This is a genomic window from Prevotella sp. Rep29 (genome assembly GCF_019551475.1).
GTDB lineage: Bacteria > Bacteroidota > Bacteroidia > Bacteroidales > Bacteroidaceae > Prevotella.
In genome coordinates this window covers 2,422,754-2,440,739 of record NZ_CP047159.1, presented here as the reverse complement: position 1 = coordinate 2,440,739, position 17,986 = coordinate 2,422,754, and the positions used below count along the sequence as shown (strand labels likewise).

Genomic DNA, 17,986 nt, shown 5'->3' with positions numbered 1-17,986 from the left:
AAGTGTTAACAATCTATAAATCTTACAATAAATTGTGATGCTTTTTGTTTGCGATATATATAAAATGCGTACCTTTGCAGTCCGATTATTACAATGGGGATGAACTTAGAGTCCCCGGTACGGGAGTGTTAATAGTGAGGCTTTTGGCCGGGCTTCATGGTTAGTGAATCGCTCGTACGATGATTTCGATAAGCGGGAGCGCAGCATGCTCGCTTGTGTTTTTGCGTGTCGGGGTCAGAGAAAGTAATTTATCAATAAACAGTAGTTAAATTTAACAAGAAATGAACACTTTAAGTTACAAGACGCTTTCTGTAAGTAAGGAAGCAGCAAGAGAGAATAAAGAGTGGGTGGTAATCGATGCCACCGACCAGGTAGTTGGTCGTCTTTGCTCAAAAGTTGCCAAGCTGTTGCGCGGAAAGCACAAACCATCGTTCACTCCGCATGTAGATTGCGGTGACAACGTGATTATCATCAATGCCGACAAGGTCGTTTTCACTGGTAAGAAAGAAACCGAGAAACTCTACACTCGCTACACAGGATATCCTGGCGGTCAGCGTTTCGAGACTCCGGCAAAATTGCGCACGAAGAAATACGGTGCGGAGCGAATCATCCGTCATGCCGTGAAAGGCATGCTGCCGAAAGGTCCGTTGGGACGTTCCCTGCAGGGCAATCTGTTTATTTATGAAGGGACAGAGCACAAACATGAGGCTCAGAAACCGAAAGCAATTGATATTAACCAGTTTAAATAAGATAGAAGCATGGAAATGATAAATGCAATTGGTCGTCGTAAAAGTTCTGTTGCACGCGTTTATTTGACCGAAGGCACAGGCAAGATAACCATCAATAAAAGAGATTTAACAGATTATTTCCCATCAGCCATCCTGCAGTATGTGGTAAAACAACCGCTCGCACTGCTCGAAGTGGCAGAGAAATATGACATCAAAGCCAATCTTGACGGAGGCGGTTTCACAGGTCAGAGCCAAGCTTTGCGCCTCGCCATCGCCCGTGCACTGGTGAAAATCAATGCCGAAGATAAGAAAAACCTGAAAGACCACGGATTCCTTACCCGTGACGCCCGCAAAGTTGAGCGTAAGAAGCCAGGTCAGCCGAAAGCTCGCCGCCGCTTCCAGTTCAGCAAGCGTTAAGGTATTGGACGGTTGCCTTTCCGTCATTGGGCGATTGCATCATGCGGTTGTTTCATGGTGGCGAGAGGCAAGTCCATTCGTTTAGTATCTAAACTGGTGAGATTCCGAAAGGACTACTCACCGGCTGATTCTAACACATCAGAATTAAAAAAGAAAGTAAACATTAAAAACAAAAAAGAAATAATTACATGGCAAGAACAAATTTTGACCAACTACTCCAAGCAGGTTGCCATTTCGGTCACCTGCGCCGCAAGTGGAATCCCGCAATGGCTCCCTACATCTTTATGGAGCGTAACGGCATTCATATTATCGACCTGCACAAGACTGTTGCAAAAATCGATGAGGCTGCAGAAGCTCTGAAGATGATTGCAAAGTCAGGAAAGAAAGTGCTTTTCGTTTCAACCAAGAAACAGGCAAAGGAAATCGTTGCCGAGAAGGCAGCAAGCGTAGGAATGCCTTACGTGATTGAGCGCTGGCCCGGCGGTATGTTGACCAACTTCCCGACCATTCGCAAGGCAGTGAAGAAAATGACTACCATCGACAAACTGATGAGCGACGGAACATATTCGAATCTCTCAAAGCGTGAGTTGCTGCAAATCACACGCCAGCGCGCCAAGCTCGAGAAGAACCTCGGTTCAATCGCCGACCTCTCACGCCTGCCAAGTGCACTGTTCGTAATCGATGTGATGAAAGAACATATCGCAGTGAAGGAGGCAAACCGTCTGGGTATCCCCGTTTTCGGTGTAGTTGATACCAACTCAGATCCGGGCAACATTGACTTCGTAATCCCAGCCAATGACGATGCAAAAGACTCTATCGACGTGATTCTGACCGCATGCTGTCAGGCTATCGCAGAAGGACTTGAAGAGCGCAAGGCTGAGAAGGCTGATGACAAAGCAGCTGCAGAGCAGGGTGATGAAGAGGCAGTAGAAGTGAAGCCGAAGCGTGCACGCCGTGCCCGCAAAGAGGCTCCGAAAGCTGAGGAAGTAGCTGTTGCTGAAGCTCCGAAAGCCGAGGAAACTCCCGCTGCAGAGGAAGAAGCACCTGCTGCTGAATAATTGAAGTCTCATTAAGTTTTAATCATTAAAAAGAAGAATTATGGCTTACAAAGCAAATATGGATGATATCAAGAAGCTCCGCACCATGACCGGTGCAGGTCTCGCAGACGTGAAAAAAGCGTTGGAAGAGGCTGAGGGAGACTTCGATAAGGCAAAGGATCTGCTCCGCGAGCGTGGACTGGCTATCGCTGCAAAGCGCTCAGACCGTGAGACCTCTAATGGCTGTGTGCTCGTGAAGAAAGTGGCTGGCTTCGCTGCAATGGTAGCAGTGAAATGCGAAACCGACTTCGTGGCTAACGGTGCCGACTTCATCGCAATGACTCAGAGCATTCTCGATGCAGCTATCGAGGCACGCTGCAAGAGTCTGGATGAAGTGAAGACACTGAAACTGGCTAACGGCGAAACAGCAGAGGCTGTCGTTACACAGCGCTCAGGTATCACCGGCGAGAAGATGGAACTCGACGGCTATAACTTCATCGAAGGCGACAACGTTGATGTTTATGACCACATGGGTCGTCACACACTCGCTACGATGGTACAGCTCAACAAGAACAATGAAGACGCAGCACACAAAGTGGCAATGCAGGTGGCAGCAATGAAACCCGTTGCCCTGAATGCAGAAAGCGTAGATCAGAAGATTCTTGACGAGGAGTACAAGACCGCTGTGGAGAAGACCAAGCTCGAGCAGGTTGAAAAGGCTGTAGTGGCAGCTATCAACAAGGCAGGAATCAACGCCAATCTCGTTGACAGTGAAGACCACATCGAGTCGAACATCGCCAAAGGCTGGTTGACAGCAGAGCAGGCAGAGCAGGCTCGCAAGATTCGTGCAGAAGTTTCTGTAGAGAAGGCAGCATCGCTCAATCCTGCAATGATTGAGAGCATTGCTAAGGGACGCGTACAGAAATTCTTGAAAGAGAATTGTCTCGTTGACCAGGAATTCCAGTTCGGCGACGGCGACAAAGCCACTGTTGCTGAATGGCTGAAGCGTCAGGACAGCGAATTGCAGATTGTGAACTACAAGCGTTTCACGCTCGTTGCAGAATAAATAAAAGGTTAATGATGTGAATTGCCGCTTTCCTTTGAAAAGGGGAGCGGCAATTTTTTTGTGTTGGAACGTTTGACCAATTCACGGAAAAAGGTTATTTTTGCAGAAACAACTTTTGAAAATATGGAAATCAGCGAACTCTATCGTCTTTTTTGTGAACATCCCGTCGTGACAACTGATAGCCGCGACTGCCCTGAAGGGTCCATCTTCTTCGCCTTGAAAGGAGCGTCCTTTAACGGAAATGAATTTGCGAAGTCAGCCTTGGAGAAAGGTTGTGCCTATGCAGTCGTGGATGAGGAAGCGTATGTGGAGCCTTCGAACAAGCAATACATTCTCGTGGACGATTGTCTGCAGACGTTGCAGCAACTGGCTACCTGCCATCGGCGACAACTCGGGATACCCATTGTCGGTGTGACGGGGACGAACGGGAAGACGACCACCAAGGAACTGATAGCCACCGTTCTCGGGGAGCGCTTCAACGTGCTTTACACGGAAGGCAACCTGAACAATCATATTGGTGTTCCAAAAACGCTGTTGCGCATGACAAAGGAGCATGAACTGGCTGTGATAGAGATGGGAGCCAATCATCCGGGTGAAATCCGTGAGCTCGTCCATATCGTAGAACCCGATTGCGGTCTGATTACCAATGTCGGGAAAGCCCATCTGGAAGGTTTCGGCAGTTTTGAGGGAGTGAAACGGACGAAGGGCGAACTTTATGATTTCCTGTCGGCGCACCGCACGGCTCAGTCTCTCTTCATCAATGCTGCCGATGATGACTTGACGGCGATGGCGCAGGAGCGATGGCGCACACCGTCGTTGTCGGATGGATGGCACACCTACAGTTCGGGGAAAGATGGTCGCCCAGCCGATGTTCAAGGGGAGGTGATTGCCTGTGATCCCTATCTACAGTTTGAGTGGAGAACGTGCAAGATGCCTGTTCCGCAGGAAATAGATACCCACCTCATCGGTTCTTATAATATCAACAATGCGTTGGCAGCGATTACGGTCGGACTCGCTTTCGGGGTCAGCGAAACCCAAATCAAGCATGCTTTAGAGTCGTATGTCCCTTCCAATAACCGTTCGCAACTGACGGTGACGGCACACAACCGCTTGGTGGTTGATACCTATAATGCTAATCCGACGAGCATGAAAGCCGCCTTGGAGAATTTCAAAAGTATGGCGGTCAGCCCCAAGATGGTCATTCTCGGCGATATGCGTGAGTTGGGAGCATCATCAACCGAGGAGCATCAGCGCGTGGTCGATGTCCTTCAAGAGGCATGTTTCAATGAAGTGTGGCTGGTCGGTGATGAGTTTTCGAAGATAGACAGCCCCTTCCGGAAATTCCATGATGTGGACGAAGTGAAGCAAGCCCTGTCAGCGCAACGCCCCGAAGGGTATTACATCCTGATAAAAGGTTCTAACAGCATTCGGCTGTTCCAGTTGCCTGAGTTGCTTTAACTCCAAAGCCATCATGACTGACGGGAGTGAGCGTGCACTTCAACGGCTCTAATTGATTCCCCAGGCACTGAGCGAATACGACGATTCGACGGTCTCCTCAATATCATCGGGCAGGTTGCAGAAGAAGTCGATGCCTGTCTTTTCTTCCAGTTCGCGAATGCTGACGGCGTAGTCTTTCGGCTTTACGTTCTTGACGCTGCTATTGGTATGTTCCGTCCAGAATCCGATGGCTTTATATTGTCCGTTCTTCACGCACAATATTGCCATGTAGAAATATTTCGGAACGATGAGTCCCGTGCTGGTGTTTGCCAACCGTTGGTCAGCCTTGTCGATGGTAGCAGCCTTTACAACGTAAAGCGTGTCGCGGAACGAACTATTGTTTCCCCATGAGTTGACCTTGTTCTCAAGTGTCTGCCAGAGTCCGCTGTTGTGGTTCGAATACTGCGGCTGCATGTTGCTATAGTAGAATGTCTGTTTGTTTTGCTCCACAGAACTTTGGCGGTCGTTCGACATACACATGTGACCACGTGTAAATCCACTTCCGCTATAGTCTGCCTGGCTCGTCTGATAGGCTGAAGGAATATTCGGGTCAACCTTCCAAGATTCGTTTCTTCCTACGTTGTTGTCGGGAATCCCGTTATGGAATTGATAGCACGTCCAGCGCTGACTTCTCTTCGAGCAGTCCCATTCCAGTGAGAAGGTGATGCCGTATTGCGCCGTACTGTGGATGACGAGCAGTTGGTCGCTGCCTTCTTTCAGGCGCGGATATTCCAGTCGCTGTGCCCGTGGGTTGGTGTTGCGGTTGACGTTATTGTCGGCAACGAACACGATACTGTCAATCTCGTCGAACGGAACGCTGATTGCCGTCTGTCCGTTGTTGAAGATGTTGTCCAGTCCTGACTTGGCGATTCTTTGTATCTGGTTCAGTTCAGAGATTTTAACGTCGATAGTCGTTCCGTCGTTCAGATAGTAACGGAGGATGCTGGGAGTCTGTGCAGTTGCGATGACGGTTGTCAATACGCCCAGCAATGTAAAAAGGATTCTTTTCATATCTCTTGTCTTTATGTTTGTTCTTTAATATAATAGTAAAAGTCCGGCGAAGGCTGCAAAGACGATGAGCCTGACAGGACTGATTTTATATACTTTTGTTCCGATGAAGGTGGCAACGAATATGCCGATGCTGATCCAGAACTGCCAAGCGTCGTCGGATGGTGTGGAGAAGTTCTCTGCATTGCAAAGGAGGAGCGTCGCAGCGAGCAACAGTCCGACAACGGCAGGACGAAGTCCGGTGAAGATGCTTTGCACAACAGGTGTATTCATATATTTCATGAACATCCGGCTGATAAGAATCATCAGGATGAGCGATGGCAAGACAAGTGCAAAGGTGGCAACGGTGCTCCCCAGTATTGCCATGCCGTGTCCCATTCCTGCATTTTGAACGGCTGTATAGCCGCAGTAAGTGGCAGAGTTGATGCCGATGGGACCGGGTGTCATCTGCGAGATAGCCACAATATCAGTAAATTCGCCCATCGTTATCCATCCGTGGTTTGTCACCACCTCTCCCTGTATGAGCGACAGCATGCCATATCCGCCACCGAACCCGAACAGTCCGATTTGAAAGAACGTGATGAATAGTTGCAGGAATATCATGGCTCAGTGGGTTTAATGAATTGTCCGTACAGATAGCCGCCTACGCCGGCAGCCAGAATCACATAGATGGGGTTGACCTTCATCAGCCATATCAGCAATGCACTGCCGATTGGAATCCAGCAGTTGGCGAGGTTGATTTTTGCCGACCGTGCCAAGTTGAACGTGGGCACGGCAATCAGTGCCACCACGGCAGGACGTATGCCGCGGAATATGGAGGCAACCACCTCGTTGTCCTGAAACTCATGAAAGAACATGGCGATGAACAGGATGATGACAAACGAGGGCAGGGCGGTTCCTATGCTGGCAGCGATAGCGCCTTTTATCTTCCGCAGTTTGTAACCGATGAAGATACTCATGTTGATGGCAAACACGCCGGGACAGCTCTGTGCTACGGCGATAAGGTCAAGAAACTCTTCTTTGCTGAGCCATTTATGCTTGTCCACAACCTCAGACTCAATCATCGGAATCATGGCGTATCCACCGCCAATGGTAAATGCGCCGATTCTGAAGAATGTCTTAAATGCTGTCCAATAGAAATGATTCATCGCCAGTCTCCTGTTTTTTCTTTTTATTGTTTTGTCTTTTCAATCCATCTTCTTGCGTTCACGAAGGCTTCCATCCACGGGGTGATGTCGTCGGTGCGACGCACTTCCGGATACCATGCGCACTGCCATGGGAAGATGGCACGCTCCAGGTGGGGCATCATAGCCAGATGGCGCCCGTCTTCAGAGCAGATGCCCGCCACGTTGTAGTCGCTGCCGTTCGGGTTAGCGGGATATTCGGCATAGTTGTATTTCGCAACGATATGGTAATGGTTCTCATCCTTCGGCAGCGAGAACTTTCCTTCGCCGTGCGCCACCCAGATGCCCAGTTTGTTGCCGCTCAGCGATCCGAGCATGACGCTGTTGTTCTGCGGGATGTTGAGTGTGACGAATGCGCTTTCGAATTTCCGGGAATCATTGTGCATCATGTGTGCCTTTTCCCCGTCTGTTGCCTCCTTTTTGTTCAGAAGTCCGAGTTCAACCATCAGCTGACATCCGTTGCAGATGCCCAGCGAGAGGGTGTCGGGGCGCGCATAGAATCGTTCGAGCGCCTCTTTGGCTTTCGGGTTGTAGAGAAATGCTCCTGCCCATCCTTTGGCACTGCCCAGCACGTCGCTGTTGGAAAAGCCGCCACAGAAGACAATCATGTTGACCGTTTCCAGTGTCTCGCGTCCTGCAATCAGGTCGGTCATCATCACGTCCTTCACGTCGAAACCTGCCAGATAGAGTGAGTAAGCCATTTCGCGCTCGCCGTTGGTTCCTTTCTCGCGGATGATGGCTGCGCATGGACGGTTGCCCGTTTTGTTTGCGTCTTTCTTCCAGCGGTCGGCATCCAGTCCGTATTGTGCCAAAGTTCCTTTGAAATCTTTGTTGAATTTTGCTTCGAGCGGTTGTTGCTTATAGTTCTTGAATCGCTCATCGGCACAGCCGTTGAAGCTCTGTTTGCGGTCAAGCAGGTAGGACGTCTTGTACCAGATGTCGCGCAGTTTGTCGATGTCGAACACGTGTTCGGCGTTGTCGTTTTTGATAATCAGGGTGCGCTCCTTCGGTGTCGGGTATCCGATTTTTGCAAACGCAATGCCCGCCTCTTCGAAATACGTTTTGAGTTCCTCTTTGTGTGCGTCTGCCACCTGGATAATCACGCCGGGATTTTCTGCAAACAGCATCTTGACCATGTCGGTGCTGTTCAGGTTGTGTAGGTTGATGTGCATACCGCCCTCTTTGTTGGCGAAGCACATTTCCAGCAAGGTAGTGACGAGACCACCGGCACTGATGTCGTGTCCAGCCATAACCCATCCCTTGTTGATAAGTTCCTGTATGGCATTGAAGCAGTCGGTGAAATAGGTTGGTTCTTTCACCGTTGGCACATCGTCGCCAATCCGTCCGAGTGACTGTGCGAAAGCACTTCCGCCGAGTCGTTGCTCGTCGAAGGAGAAGTCCACGTGGTAGAACGAAGAGTTCTTGTCGTTGACTGCCACGGGCGATACGACTTTCCTCACGTCAGCCACTTCGCCGCCGGCACTGACGATGACCGTTCCCGGAGAGATAATCTTCTCACCGTTGGGATATTGTTGACTCAGCGAGAGGGAGTCTTTTCCCGTCGGCACATTCACACCGATGGCGCAGCAGAAGTCCGACAGCGCTTTGACGGCGTTATACAAGCGGGCATCTTCACCTGCCTGTGAGCGGCAGGGCCACATCCAGTTGGCGCTGAGCGAGACACTGTTCAATCCATCTTCTAATGGTGCCCACACCAAGTTGGTCAGTGCCTCGGCGACGGCAAGCACACTACCTGCCTCTGGCGATGCCAGACCAGCCTGTGGGGCATGTCCCAAAGCAGTAGCGATACCTTTGCGACCGCGATAGTCCAACGCCACCACGCCACAATCGCTCAACGGCAACTGTATCTCTCCCTGACATTGCTGGCGGGCAATCTTTCCCGTCACCGAGCGGTCCACTTTGTTCGTCAGCCAGTCCTTACAAGCCACTGCCTCCAATTGGAGCACGTTCGTGAGATAGTCGTTCAACTTCTCCTGTTCGTAAGCGACGTCCTCATAATGGTGCGTAACGGTCGTATCTCGCATCACCGTCTTGGGCGAGTGTCCAAACATCTGCGCCACATCCAAGTCGAACGGTTTCACACCATCGCCTTGCACGAACGAGAAATGGGCATCGCCCGTCGTCTCACCCACCACATACATCGGCGCACGTTCACGTTCAGCAATCTTCCGCACCTCCTCAATATGCTTTTCGTCGATGAGCAAGCCCATACGCTCCTGACTCTCATTGGCGATAATCTCTTTCGCGCTGAGCGTCTGGTCGCCGATGGGCAGTTTGGTCATATCTATTTTACCGCCACATTCTTCCACCAGTTCCGACAAGCAGTTAAGATGTCCTGCCGAACCGTGGTCGTGAATGCTGACAACGGGATTCACATCACCTTCACACAATGCGCGCACCAAGTTATAGGCACGTTTCTGCATTTCTGGGTTCGCCCGTTGTACGGCATTGAGTTCTATACCGTTGGAATAGCGTCCCGTATCAACCGACGACACGCTACCTCCTCCTAATCCTATCCGATAGTTGTCGCCACCGACCACCACCACTTTGTTTCCTGGCTGCGGTGCTTTCTTCAGGCAGTCGCGCTTCGTACCGTAGCCCACGCCACCAGCAAGCATAATCACCTTGTCGTAGGCATATTTCGTTCCCTCATTCTCCCCTTCGTAGGTCAGCACCGAACCGCAGATGAGCGGTTGTCCGAACTTATTGCCGAAGTCGCTGGCGCCGTTCGATGCTTTGATAAGGATTTGTTCGGGCGATTGGTACAGCCATTCGCGCACGGGGAGAATCTGTTCCCATTTTCTTTCTTCCGTCAGACGGGGATAGGCAGTCATATATACCGCCGTTCCCGCGATGGGCCACGAGCCTGTTCCGCCACCCATACGGTCGCGAATCTCTCCACCCGTACCTGTCGATGCGCCGTTAAACGGCTCCACTGTTGTTGGGAAGTTATGCGTTTCGGCTTTCAGGGAGATGACGCTCTCCACGTCTTTCACGACGAAATAGTCGCTCGTTGTTTGGTTGGCGGGTGCGAACTGCTCCACCGTTGGTCCCTGTGCAAAAGCCACATTATCTTTATAGGCAGACAGAATCTTGTTCGGATGTTCTTTCGTCGTCTTTTTAATCATGGCAAAGAGCGACGACTCCATTTCTTTTCCGTCGATGATAAACGTTCCGCCGAATATTTTGTGTCGGCAATGTTCCGAATTGATTTGTGCAAAGCCGAACACCTCCGAATCGGTCAGCGACCTGCCCAGTTGTTGTTCGACAGTATGCAGATATTCTATTTCCTCTGGCGAGAGGGCGAGTCCTTCCTGTTCGTTATAGGTTTCAATCTGCTCGATATAGCGGATAGGTTCTGGTTCATGATTCACCGTAAAGATTTCTTGTCCCAGTCCGTTGTACATCCGTTGCAACATCTCGTCGTGTGCCACGTGTTCGTTATCCACTGGGAAATATTCCTCGATGCGGGATATGCCCTTCATATTCATATTTTGAGTAATCTCCACAGCGTTCGTACTCCATGGTGTAACCATCTCGCGTCGCGGACCGACGAACCAACCCTCTATATGGTCGCTTTCGATGGGCGCTGCATTTCCATAGAGCCAGCAGAGTTTAGAAACCTCCTCATGGTCTAACTGATGATCCACCGCTGTCGCTATCACACTATTACCTGATGTTCGGAAGAAGAATATCATCTTTTTTTACTTTTTTCAAATTTGAGCACAAAGTTACGATTAAGCGAGGACAATACAAAATAAATTTATTTATTTTAATATCTTCGGCTTGTCTGACTTGACAAAATTCCTTTTTTGTTAAAGTCAGACAAGTTGAAGATAATATAAAAACTTTGTTTTTATTGTCGAGCGTGAGTAACTTCGACGATAGTCAAAGTTAATGCATCGTCATATCGTCATACCGTTATAACGTAATACCGTCATAACGTCCGAACGAACGAGGGAGTATTTCTCAATTAAAAAACAGTAATCATAATTGCTTTCAGCGAACGTTGTTTCTTAATTCTTAATTCTTAATTTTTAATTTTTAATTTAAAAAAATCCCCCCTTTTTCTCCAATTAAAAAAATATTTTACTTTTCTTCGTCAATCCTGTTAAAAGTCGCATTTTCACAAGAAAAACGCTCAAAATACTACAAAAATGAAATATTTATATATTATTAACACTTATAAAAGAGTTGTTTCATTTATTTGTTATACCTTTGCAGCCGAAAAAACGGACTTCCGCGTTCTAAAAATGACTGGCAACAGTTCTTAAAAGATTAAGAATCAACACTTTAGTAAAGTAAAGAAATGTTAAAAGACTGTTCATTTAGAGATTTCTGGATGATTGTCAAAAAAAGATTTCATTCAGAACAGATGCTACAAACAAACCTATTAAGGCGCGTTGAGCATGAGGAAGTCTATATATTATAAATAATGAGAAGTAATAATTAATAATTAAATAACAATAATCGTAATAAGAAGATGAAAAAAAGAATTTATGTTTCTCCTTCATCAGTTGTAGTACAGATGAAAATTGAGCAACTGCTTGGTGGTCTCGTCGTTTCTGGCGTTAATCACGATGGTGGAGACGGAGAAGAACCCATCACTCCCGTTAATCCCGATGATCCCGAACCTCCAATGCCGGGAAAAGAGTGGTCATTCGACGACGACGACAATGGCGGCGTAGGCAATTGGGGTAGTTTCTAAGTAAGAGTAAGTAAAAAAAGTAAAAAGCAAAAAAAGAAAAAATGAAAAAAGCATTTACAAAATTTATCGTGCTCTCAGCAATGTTGTTGCTTGCTGTTTCCAGCGCCTTCGCACAAGGCAAGGGCGGAAGTGATTACGCTCAGAAGGAAACAAGCCCAAGGGGAGATGAATGGGAGGTAATTGTCTTTGGAGATAAAAAGTACGACTATTTCAAGGGCTCTGACTTGATTGACGGTTTTAGAAGCAACAGTCGTGCTCGTCTCGGATTCCACTGGAAGGGACATCGTGTTTCTGAGGTGGAAAGTGACACTCTCTATCTTTGTAACGTAGCCACTGGCGAATATCTGCAGATTGGTGACTACTGGGGAGAAACCGGTATGGTCAACCAAGTGGGACTGCCATATATCTTATATAAGGAGACTTCACGTCCTATCCGTCCTACTTTCACGCAAACAGGCTATTGGTTTCAGCCAGTAGGTGTGCGTGAAGACAGGGTTATTGGACGTATGAATGTGAACGACGGTCTGTTTGGTCACTTTGAATACAATAAATTCCTCGCATTGCGTTATAAAGATGAATATCATGATGGTGTCAATGACGGTGGCCATCCTGGTGGATTCTTCTTTGAGTTCCATGAGGTGGAAGGTGAAAAAGGCGAAGTGGAATATATCATCTATACACACAGACAGACAAATAGAGATCTGAATAGTAATGGCGATTTAATCAAATCGGAATATTACAACCGCGACTCTTACCTGTTGCTTACCAATGCTGGTAAGGTAAGTGCTGACTATAATGCGGTACGTTTCGTGAAGTTTGCAGGACAGATGTATGGTGCTGACAAACCTACCGTGGCAATTGCCCAAAAAGGAACTGACATTACCACTCTTGGTTCTTTTTCTCCAAGCAATACGGCTGCAAGCACTTTCACAGCCAACTTGGCGCTCAGCAACGAAACAACGGTGCCTGTTACAGTGACGGCTGATGGCGAATTCATGGGAGTAAGTAATGCTGATGGCAATGACAACTATCTCAATGCGTTAGGTTTCTACCCCGCCGATGGAAATGTCCATACCATCACCGTTTCCGCTCCCGAAGGTTATGTCATCAAAAGTTATGCCTTAGAAGGATTGACATGGACTTCTGGTAGGAAGTTTATTGTGAAAGCAGGCGACGTAACAAAGACGATTGGTTCTGGTAATGGTACTAATTTAACCGAGATAAAAAAAGATGACTTCAATAGCCGTACAATGACTTTCACGATTCAAGTGGATCCAGAGGCGACAGCTAGTGAAACATGGAAAGGACTTTATTTCACTAACTTCAACGTAGTTCTTGAACGCACTGGTGCTGGTGATTCCAATGTTGTGCCACTCTATAGTAATGACGAATGGAACGAATCACTCGGCGACGAGAAGAAAAACTACGACCAAGGCAAGTATTTCATAAGTTTGGATGATGGACTGACAGAAGCAGCTAAAGACAAGAACAACCGTTGGAAATTGGTAACCAAAAAAGAACGTGACCGTTTCCGTTTGGTGGCATCTGAAACACAACCAGCGGACATGTCTTCAAAAATCGTGAATCCGAAGTTCTATACCTCATTTAATTATAACTGGGCAAAGGAGGTTTGCTCAGGTCCTGACGCTGAAGGACATTACACTCATCCTAATGAAGATACCGAATTCGGATGGCAATGGTTCGACCGCGATACTGAAACGCATCCTTCAGGCCACCACCATGTACACCCATACAATATAGATTATAGTGGCCACTGGGACAACAAGCAAGAGCACCACAAAGTGGGTACAGGACACTTCTGGCGTACAGGACATGAAGGTACTGACGTGAATGCTCAAGAATTTATGATGACGGAAGGACAAGAGGCAAACTATTGTGGTTCCATCTTCAAGGGTTCTGCCAACATTCAGCAGAAAATCACAGGTCTGCGCGAAGGTCTCTATGTGGTTTATGTACGTGGATTCTATGCACCGCACGATATGACGCAATACACCATTGCCGATTGGAACGATTTGAGTGCAAGCAATGGTGACAAGATGGGCGAGAACAACACAAACACCAAAGCTCCTAACGATTGGTTTAACGAAGCACGCGTAAAAATTGGTGAAGAATGGATGTGGCGTCGTAGCCACGACAGCTACCTCTTCGCATGGAGCTATCCTAAAGGAAAGAAAGGTTTGAATGATCAGAATGTAGAGATTGACTTACCTGCACAAGAGGTACGCCGTATGTTGCCGTCTATCTATGAAGGTGCTATCAGACATAACCAACTCGGAAAAATCTCTAAATACAACTTCGTCAACTGTATCAGTGACTCCACCTTCCTATATACACAGCTCGGACTATGGAATTATCATCATAAATATGCTGACGGAAGAGCGATGACTGATGCAGCGATAGAAACAGTTAATGCACAGATGTACCTTGTAAAAGATGAAAATCTTTTTGCAAGATATAAGGGAACTTTCTTTGATACTGGTGCAGATGCAGCCTATAACTGGGTTGTTCCCAAGACGGTGACAGGTGCAGGACGTTTCTTCAACGCGGTGGATGCCATGAGCGAGTCAGACCAAACGTCTACTGACGATACCCATAAAAACGCCAGCAACTACCGTATCGGTCTGCCAGTATATGTTGGTCCAGACGGTGAATTGGTAATCGGTGTGGATCACAGCAAAGTCGATGGAAGTTTTGATAACGAGTGGGTATGCTTCGACGACTTCGAACTGCTCTATATGGGTAAGGTAGAACCCGATGAGTTCGTCATCGACGAGCTTGAGGGAACGAAAAAAGTCGGTCCTTTCGAAGAAATAGATGGTAACTCTGGTACACCAAAGGGTACGTATTCCGAAAAAACCGACATGAAGAACAACACGCAATGGATTGACCTCTTCGACCCGACAGATATTGCACATGGAACGAATGTCACAACGGTGAAAAAAGTGGTTCTCCGTCGCACAATGCCAAAAGGCTGGAGCTCTATCGTACTGCCTGTATCGCTGACACTCAAACACGTGAAAGAGATGTTCGGAGAGAATGCGAACGTATCTAAACTTGATAAATTTGAGGGACGCGTCATCCACTATAAGAATCAGTTGGAGGGTAAAGGTGAAGACGATATCGTTATGCAAGCAGGTATTCCTTATATCGTAAGACCTTCAAAAGATCCCGATATAGAAGCCGGTTCTGACTTTAAATATAACCGTCCTGTCTTTACTAAGGCTTACTCTACCAGTGCAAATGGCGTAGCTGGTTGGTATCTGAAGAATGATGTGCGTAACGCTGAAGTTGAACGTAGTCTTGAGGGTCCGATATGGATTGCCACGGACGTAACCATTAATTCTGGCGAAAGTTTCCCGAAAGTTGCACCAGGTCAAACGAATAACGACAATGGTGATGTATGGACTGAGATTACTGGATACGAGGCTAACTTCGTTATTCAAGGCGACGAAACAAACGAGACATACACGATGAAAGAAACCGCAGTTTATGAACCAGGTGGATTTATTCCAGCTAACTCATACTACCACGCTGCTGGTAAGATGTACTACACAACGACAAGGATACCTAAGACAGGAGGATTGCCAAGAGGTTTGTATTCGTACATCCAAATGATTAGAGAGAAAGATGGCAAAGCTTATGCTAAACCTTTCATCGGTGGCAGTGACACCTTCATCGAAGTGATTGACGAGCCGACAGGTATCGAAGACATCAACCGTCCATTGCCTGATGGCAAAATAGAAATCTACGACCTGCAAGGACGTAAGGTAACCAACCCAGGACGCGGAATCTATATCATGAACGGACAGAAAGTGCTGTTTAAGTAAACAATCCCTCCCAAGGGAGAAAATGATAAAGCAAAAATCGGGATGCGTTTCGCATTCCGATTTTTGCTTTTTTTGTTTGAAGACGTTATGACGAGATTACGTGATAACGAAATAACGGTATAACGAAATTACGTTATATCGTTCGTGCGGAAACAACGTTCGGCGGCCGAAGGGAATTGGAAATCGACGCCTACGGGGAAAGTCAAAGCCAATTGCAATCCGCACGCAGATAATATTAGGAAACAACGTTCGCTGTCCGAAGGGGAAAGCAATTGTAATCCGAGAAACTTTCCGCTTTTTTGTATGTTAAGCGCATTGCAAATGCTTATATTAAATAGCGGAGGGATTGCAAATCCCTCCGAACGAAGGAAGTCAAACAACGTTCGCTGAAAGCAATTAAGAATTAGGGCTCCCTCGTTAATAATCAAAAAACCATGCGGGAAAGTGGTTAAAATTCAATAAACGTATGAGACTTTTTGATGTTTTATGCGTCTATTCTGTATATTTGCACCGATTTCAAATAAAAAAATACGATTATGAAAACAAAAAAACTATTTATCTTGTCGCTCGCAGCAGGCGCCATCTTGATGACCAGCTGCGTAAGTAAAAAGGAATTAGTAGCTTGTCAGGACGAGAACAAGTCGCTGACACAGAACTATATGAGCGCTAAGGAACAACTCGCTGCGGCAAATTCGCGCGTGAGCAGTCTTGAGGCACAACTCGCACAAGCACAGAAAGACTATGCACGCCTGCAGCGTTCGTTGGACAAGAGTCTGACAAATGCCAATCAGAACAATGTGAGCATCGAGAAACTGGTGGACCAGATCAACGAGTCGAACCAATACATACGCCACCTTGTAGAGGTGAAGAGCAAGAGCGACTCGCTCAACATGGTGCTGACCAACAACCTCACCCGCTCGCTCTCACGCGAGGAACTGAAAGAGGTGGACGTGCAGGTGCTCAAGGGTGTGGTCTATATCTCGCTGGCAGACAACATGCTCTACAAGAGTGGGTCGTACGAAATCAACGACCGTGCGGCAGAAACGCTCTCGAAGATTGCGAAAATCATCATGGACTACAAGGACTATGACGTGCTCGTGGAAGGAAATACCGACAATGTGCCCATCTCGCGCGAGAACATCCGCAACAACTGGGACCTCTCCTGTCTGCGCGCATCGAGCGTCGTGCAGTTCCTGCAGACCCGCTACGGCGTAGATCCGAAACGACTGACGGCTGGCGGACGTGGCGAATACAACCCGCTGACAACCAACAACACGGAAGTGGGCAAGCAGCGTAACCGCCGCACACAGATTATCATCACGCCGAAACTCGACCAGTTCATGGAACTCATCGATCAGGCACCTGAGAAAGATTGAATATAAGCCCGGCTGGGAACACTGGGAGGACTAGGAACTCTGGGAATCTCTTATTAAAAGAATATCAATTAAAAAGAAATATGAATGTAGCGATAGTCGGTGCGAGCGGCGCCGTGGGGCAGGAGTTCCTGCGGGTGCTGGCACAACGGGCGTTCCCGATCGACGAACTGAAACTCTTTGGCAGTGAGCGAAGTGCCGGGAAGGTGTATGAATATGGCGGACGACAGATAGAAGTGCAGCAGTTGCAGCACGATGATTCCTTCCGCGATGTGGATGTGGCGTTCGTCTCGGCAGGTGGCGGTGTCTCGCGTGAGTATGCAGAGACCATCACGAAGCACGGGGCAGTCATGATTGACAACTCCAGCGCGTTCCGTATGGACGATGACGTCCCCCTCGTCGTGCCGGAGGTCAATGCCGCCGATGCACTGAACCGCCCGCGCAATATCATAGCCAATCCCAACTGCACGACGATTATGATGGTGGTGGCTTTACAGCCCATCGAGCAGCTGAGCCACATCCGGCGCATACGGGTGGCAAGCTATCAGAGCGCCAGCGGTGCCGGAGCGGCAGCCATGGCAGAACTGGAGCAGCAGTATCGGGAGATTCTTGCCGGCGAACCCGTCACCGTGAGTCGCTTCCCTCATCAGTTGGCATACAATGTCATTCCGCAGGTGGACGTGTTCCAGCCTAACGGCTATACGAAAGAAGAACTGAAAATGTTCTATGAGACACAGAAAATCATGCACTCCGACGTGCGCTGCTCAGCCACTTGTGTGCGGGTGAGCGCCCTCCGTTCCCACTCGGAAAGCGTATGGATAGAGACCGAGCGCGCCCTGAGCGTGGAAGAGGTGCAGGCAGCCATAGCCGCTGCCCCAGGCTGTTGCCTGTGCGACAACCCGTCCGACGGCATCTATCCGATGCCGCTCGACACAGCAGGCAAGGACGACATCTTCGTGGGACGCATACGGAAAGACCTTGCCGATGAGCATGGCATGACCCTCTGGCTCAGTGGCGACCAGATTCGTAAGGGAGCAGCCCTCAACGCAGTGCAGATAGCCGAATATTTGATGAGAGAATCGCATTAGATTCTCTCATC

Annotated in this window: 13 protein-coding genes; 9 read left to right on the top strand and 4 right to left on the bottom strand. The window is 48.2% G+C overall.

Annotated features, from left to right (window positions below; translation table 11 throughout):
- Positions 1-281 precede the first annotated feature (281 nt).
- The 5 genes from rplM (at position 282) to murF (ending at position 4,706) form a co-directional block, all read left to right on the top strand.
- Complete coding sequence (gene rplM / locus GRF55_RS10405) at positions 282-749, top strand: 50S ribosomal protein L13 (protein ID WP_220368339.1); 468 nt, start codon at positions 282-284, stop codon at positions 747-749.
- 9 nt (positions 750-758) lie between these two features.
- A complete protein-coding gene (gene rpsI / locus GRF55_RS10400) occupies positions 759-1,145 on the top strand; it encodes a 30S ribosomal protein S9 (protein WP_220368338.1) in 387 nt (128 codons plus the stop codon).
- A 188-nt stretch (positions 1,146-1,333) separates the two neighbouring features.
- On the top strand, positions 1,334-2,203 hold the full coding sequence (gene rpsB, locus GRF55_RS10395; protein ID WP_220368337.1) for a 30S ribosomal protein S2: 870 nt from the start codon (positions 1,334-1,336) through the stop codon (positions 2,201-2,203).
- A 40-nt stretch (positions 2,204-2,243) separates the two neighbouring features.
- Positions 2,244-3,248 carry a translation elongation factor Ts gene (tsf, locus tag GRF55_RS10390; protein WP_220368336.1) on the top strand — a complete coding sequence of 335 codons (1,005 nt, stop codon included), beginning with the start codon at positions 2,244-2,246 and terminating at the stop codon, positions 3,246-3,248.
- Between the two features lie 123 nt (positions 3,249-3,371).
- Positions 3,372-4,706 carry a UDP-N-acetylmuramoyl-tripeptide--D-alanyl-D-alanine ligase gene (gene murF, locus GRF55_RS10385; RefSeq protein WP_220368335.1) on the top strand — a complete coding sequence of 445 codons (1,335 nt, stop codon included), beginning with the start codon at positions 3,372-3,374 and terminating at the stop codon, positions 4,704-4,706.
- A gap of 48 nt (positions 4,707-4,754) precedes the next feature.
- On the opposite strand, the gene GRF55_RS10380 is transcribed toward murF, so the two are convergent.
- The 4 genes from GRF55_RS10380 to purL are packed head-to-tail and all read right to left on the bottom strand — an operon-like array spanning position 4,755 to position 10,656.
- Positions 4,755-5,756: a DNA/RNA non-specific endonuclease gene (locus GRF55_RS10380; RefSeq protein WP_220368334.1), complete on the bottom strand. Its 1,002-nt coding sequence runs from the start codon at positions 5,754-5,756 to the stop codon at positions 4,755-4,757.
- 24 nt (positions 5,757-5,780) lie between these two features.
- The gene (locus tag GRF55_RS10375) at positions 5,781-6,356 is read right to left on the bottom strand and encodes a chromate transporter (RefSeq protein WP_220368333.1); all 576 of its coding nucleotides are present in this window, start codon (positions 6,354-6,356) and stop codon (positions 5,781-5,783) included.
- On the bottom strand, positions 6,353-6,901 hold the full coding sequence (locus GRF55_RS10370) for a chromate transporter (RefSeq protein WP_220368332.1): 549 nt from the start codon (positions 6,899-6,901) through the stop codon (positions 6,353-6,355). The genes GRF55_RS10375 and GRF55_RS10370 overlap by 4 nt, the downstream gene beginning before the upstream one ends.
- Positions 6,902-6,924: 23 nt before the next feature.
- The gene (gene purL, locus GRF55_RS10365) at positions 6,925-10,656 is read right to left on the bottom strand and encodes a phosphoribosylformylglycinamidine synthase (RefSeq protein ID WP_220368331.1); all 3,732 of its coding nucleotides are present in this window, start codon (positions 10,654-10,656) and stop codon (positions 6,925-6,927) included.
- An 830-nt stretch (positions 10,657-11,486) separates the two neighbouring features.
- Here purL and GRF55_RS10360 point away from each other — a divergent pair.
- The 4 genes from GRF55_RS10360 (at position 11,487) to GRF55_RS10345 (ending at position 17,975) form a co-directional block, all read left to right on the top strand.
- A complete protein-coding gene (locus GRF55_RS10360) occupies positions 11,487-11,666 on the top strand; it encodes a hypothetical protein (RefSeq protein ID WP_220368330.1) in 180 nt (59 codons plus the stop codon).
- 41 nt (positions 11,667-11,707) lie between these two features.
- The gene (locus GRF55_RS10355; protein ID WP_220369717.1) at positions 11,708-15,514 is read left to right on the top strand and encodes a hypothetical protein; all 3,807 of its coding nucleotides are present in this window, start codon (positions 11,708-11,710) and stop codon (positions 15,512-15,514) included.
- Between the two features lie 536 nt (positions 15,515-16,050).
- Entirely contained in the window at positions 16,051-16,890 is an 840-nt protein-coding gene (locus GRF55_RS10350) for an OmpA family protein (RefSeq protein WP_220368329.1), read from the top strand.
- Between the two features lie 80 nt (positions 16,891-16,970).
- Positions 16,971-17,975 (top strand): aspartate-semialdehyde dehydrogenase, encoded by a 1,005-nt coding sequence (locus tag GRF55_RS10345; RefSeq protein WP_220368328.1) that lies wholly within the window; start codon positions 16,971-16,973, stop codon positions 17,973-17,975.
- Positions 17,976-17,986: the final 11 nt, after the last annotated feature.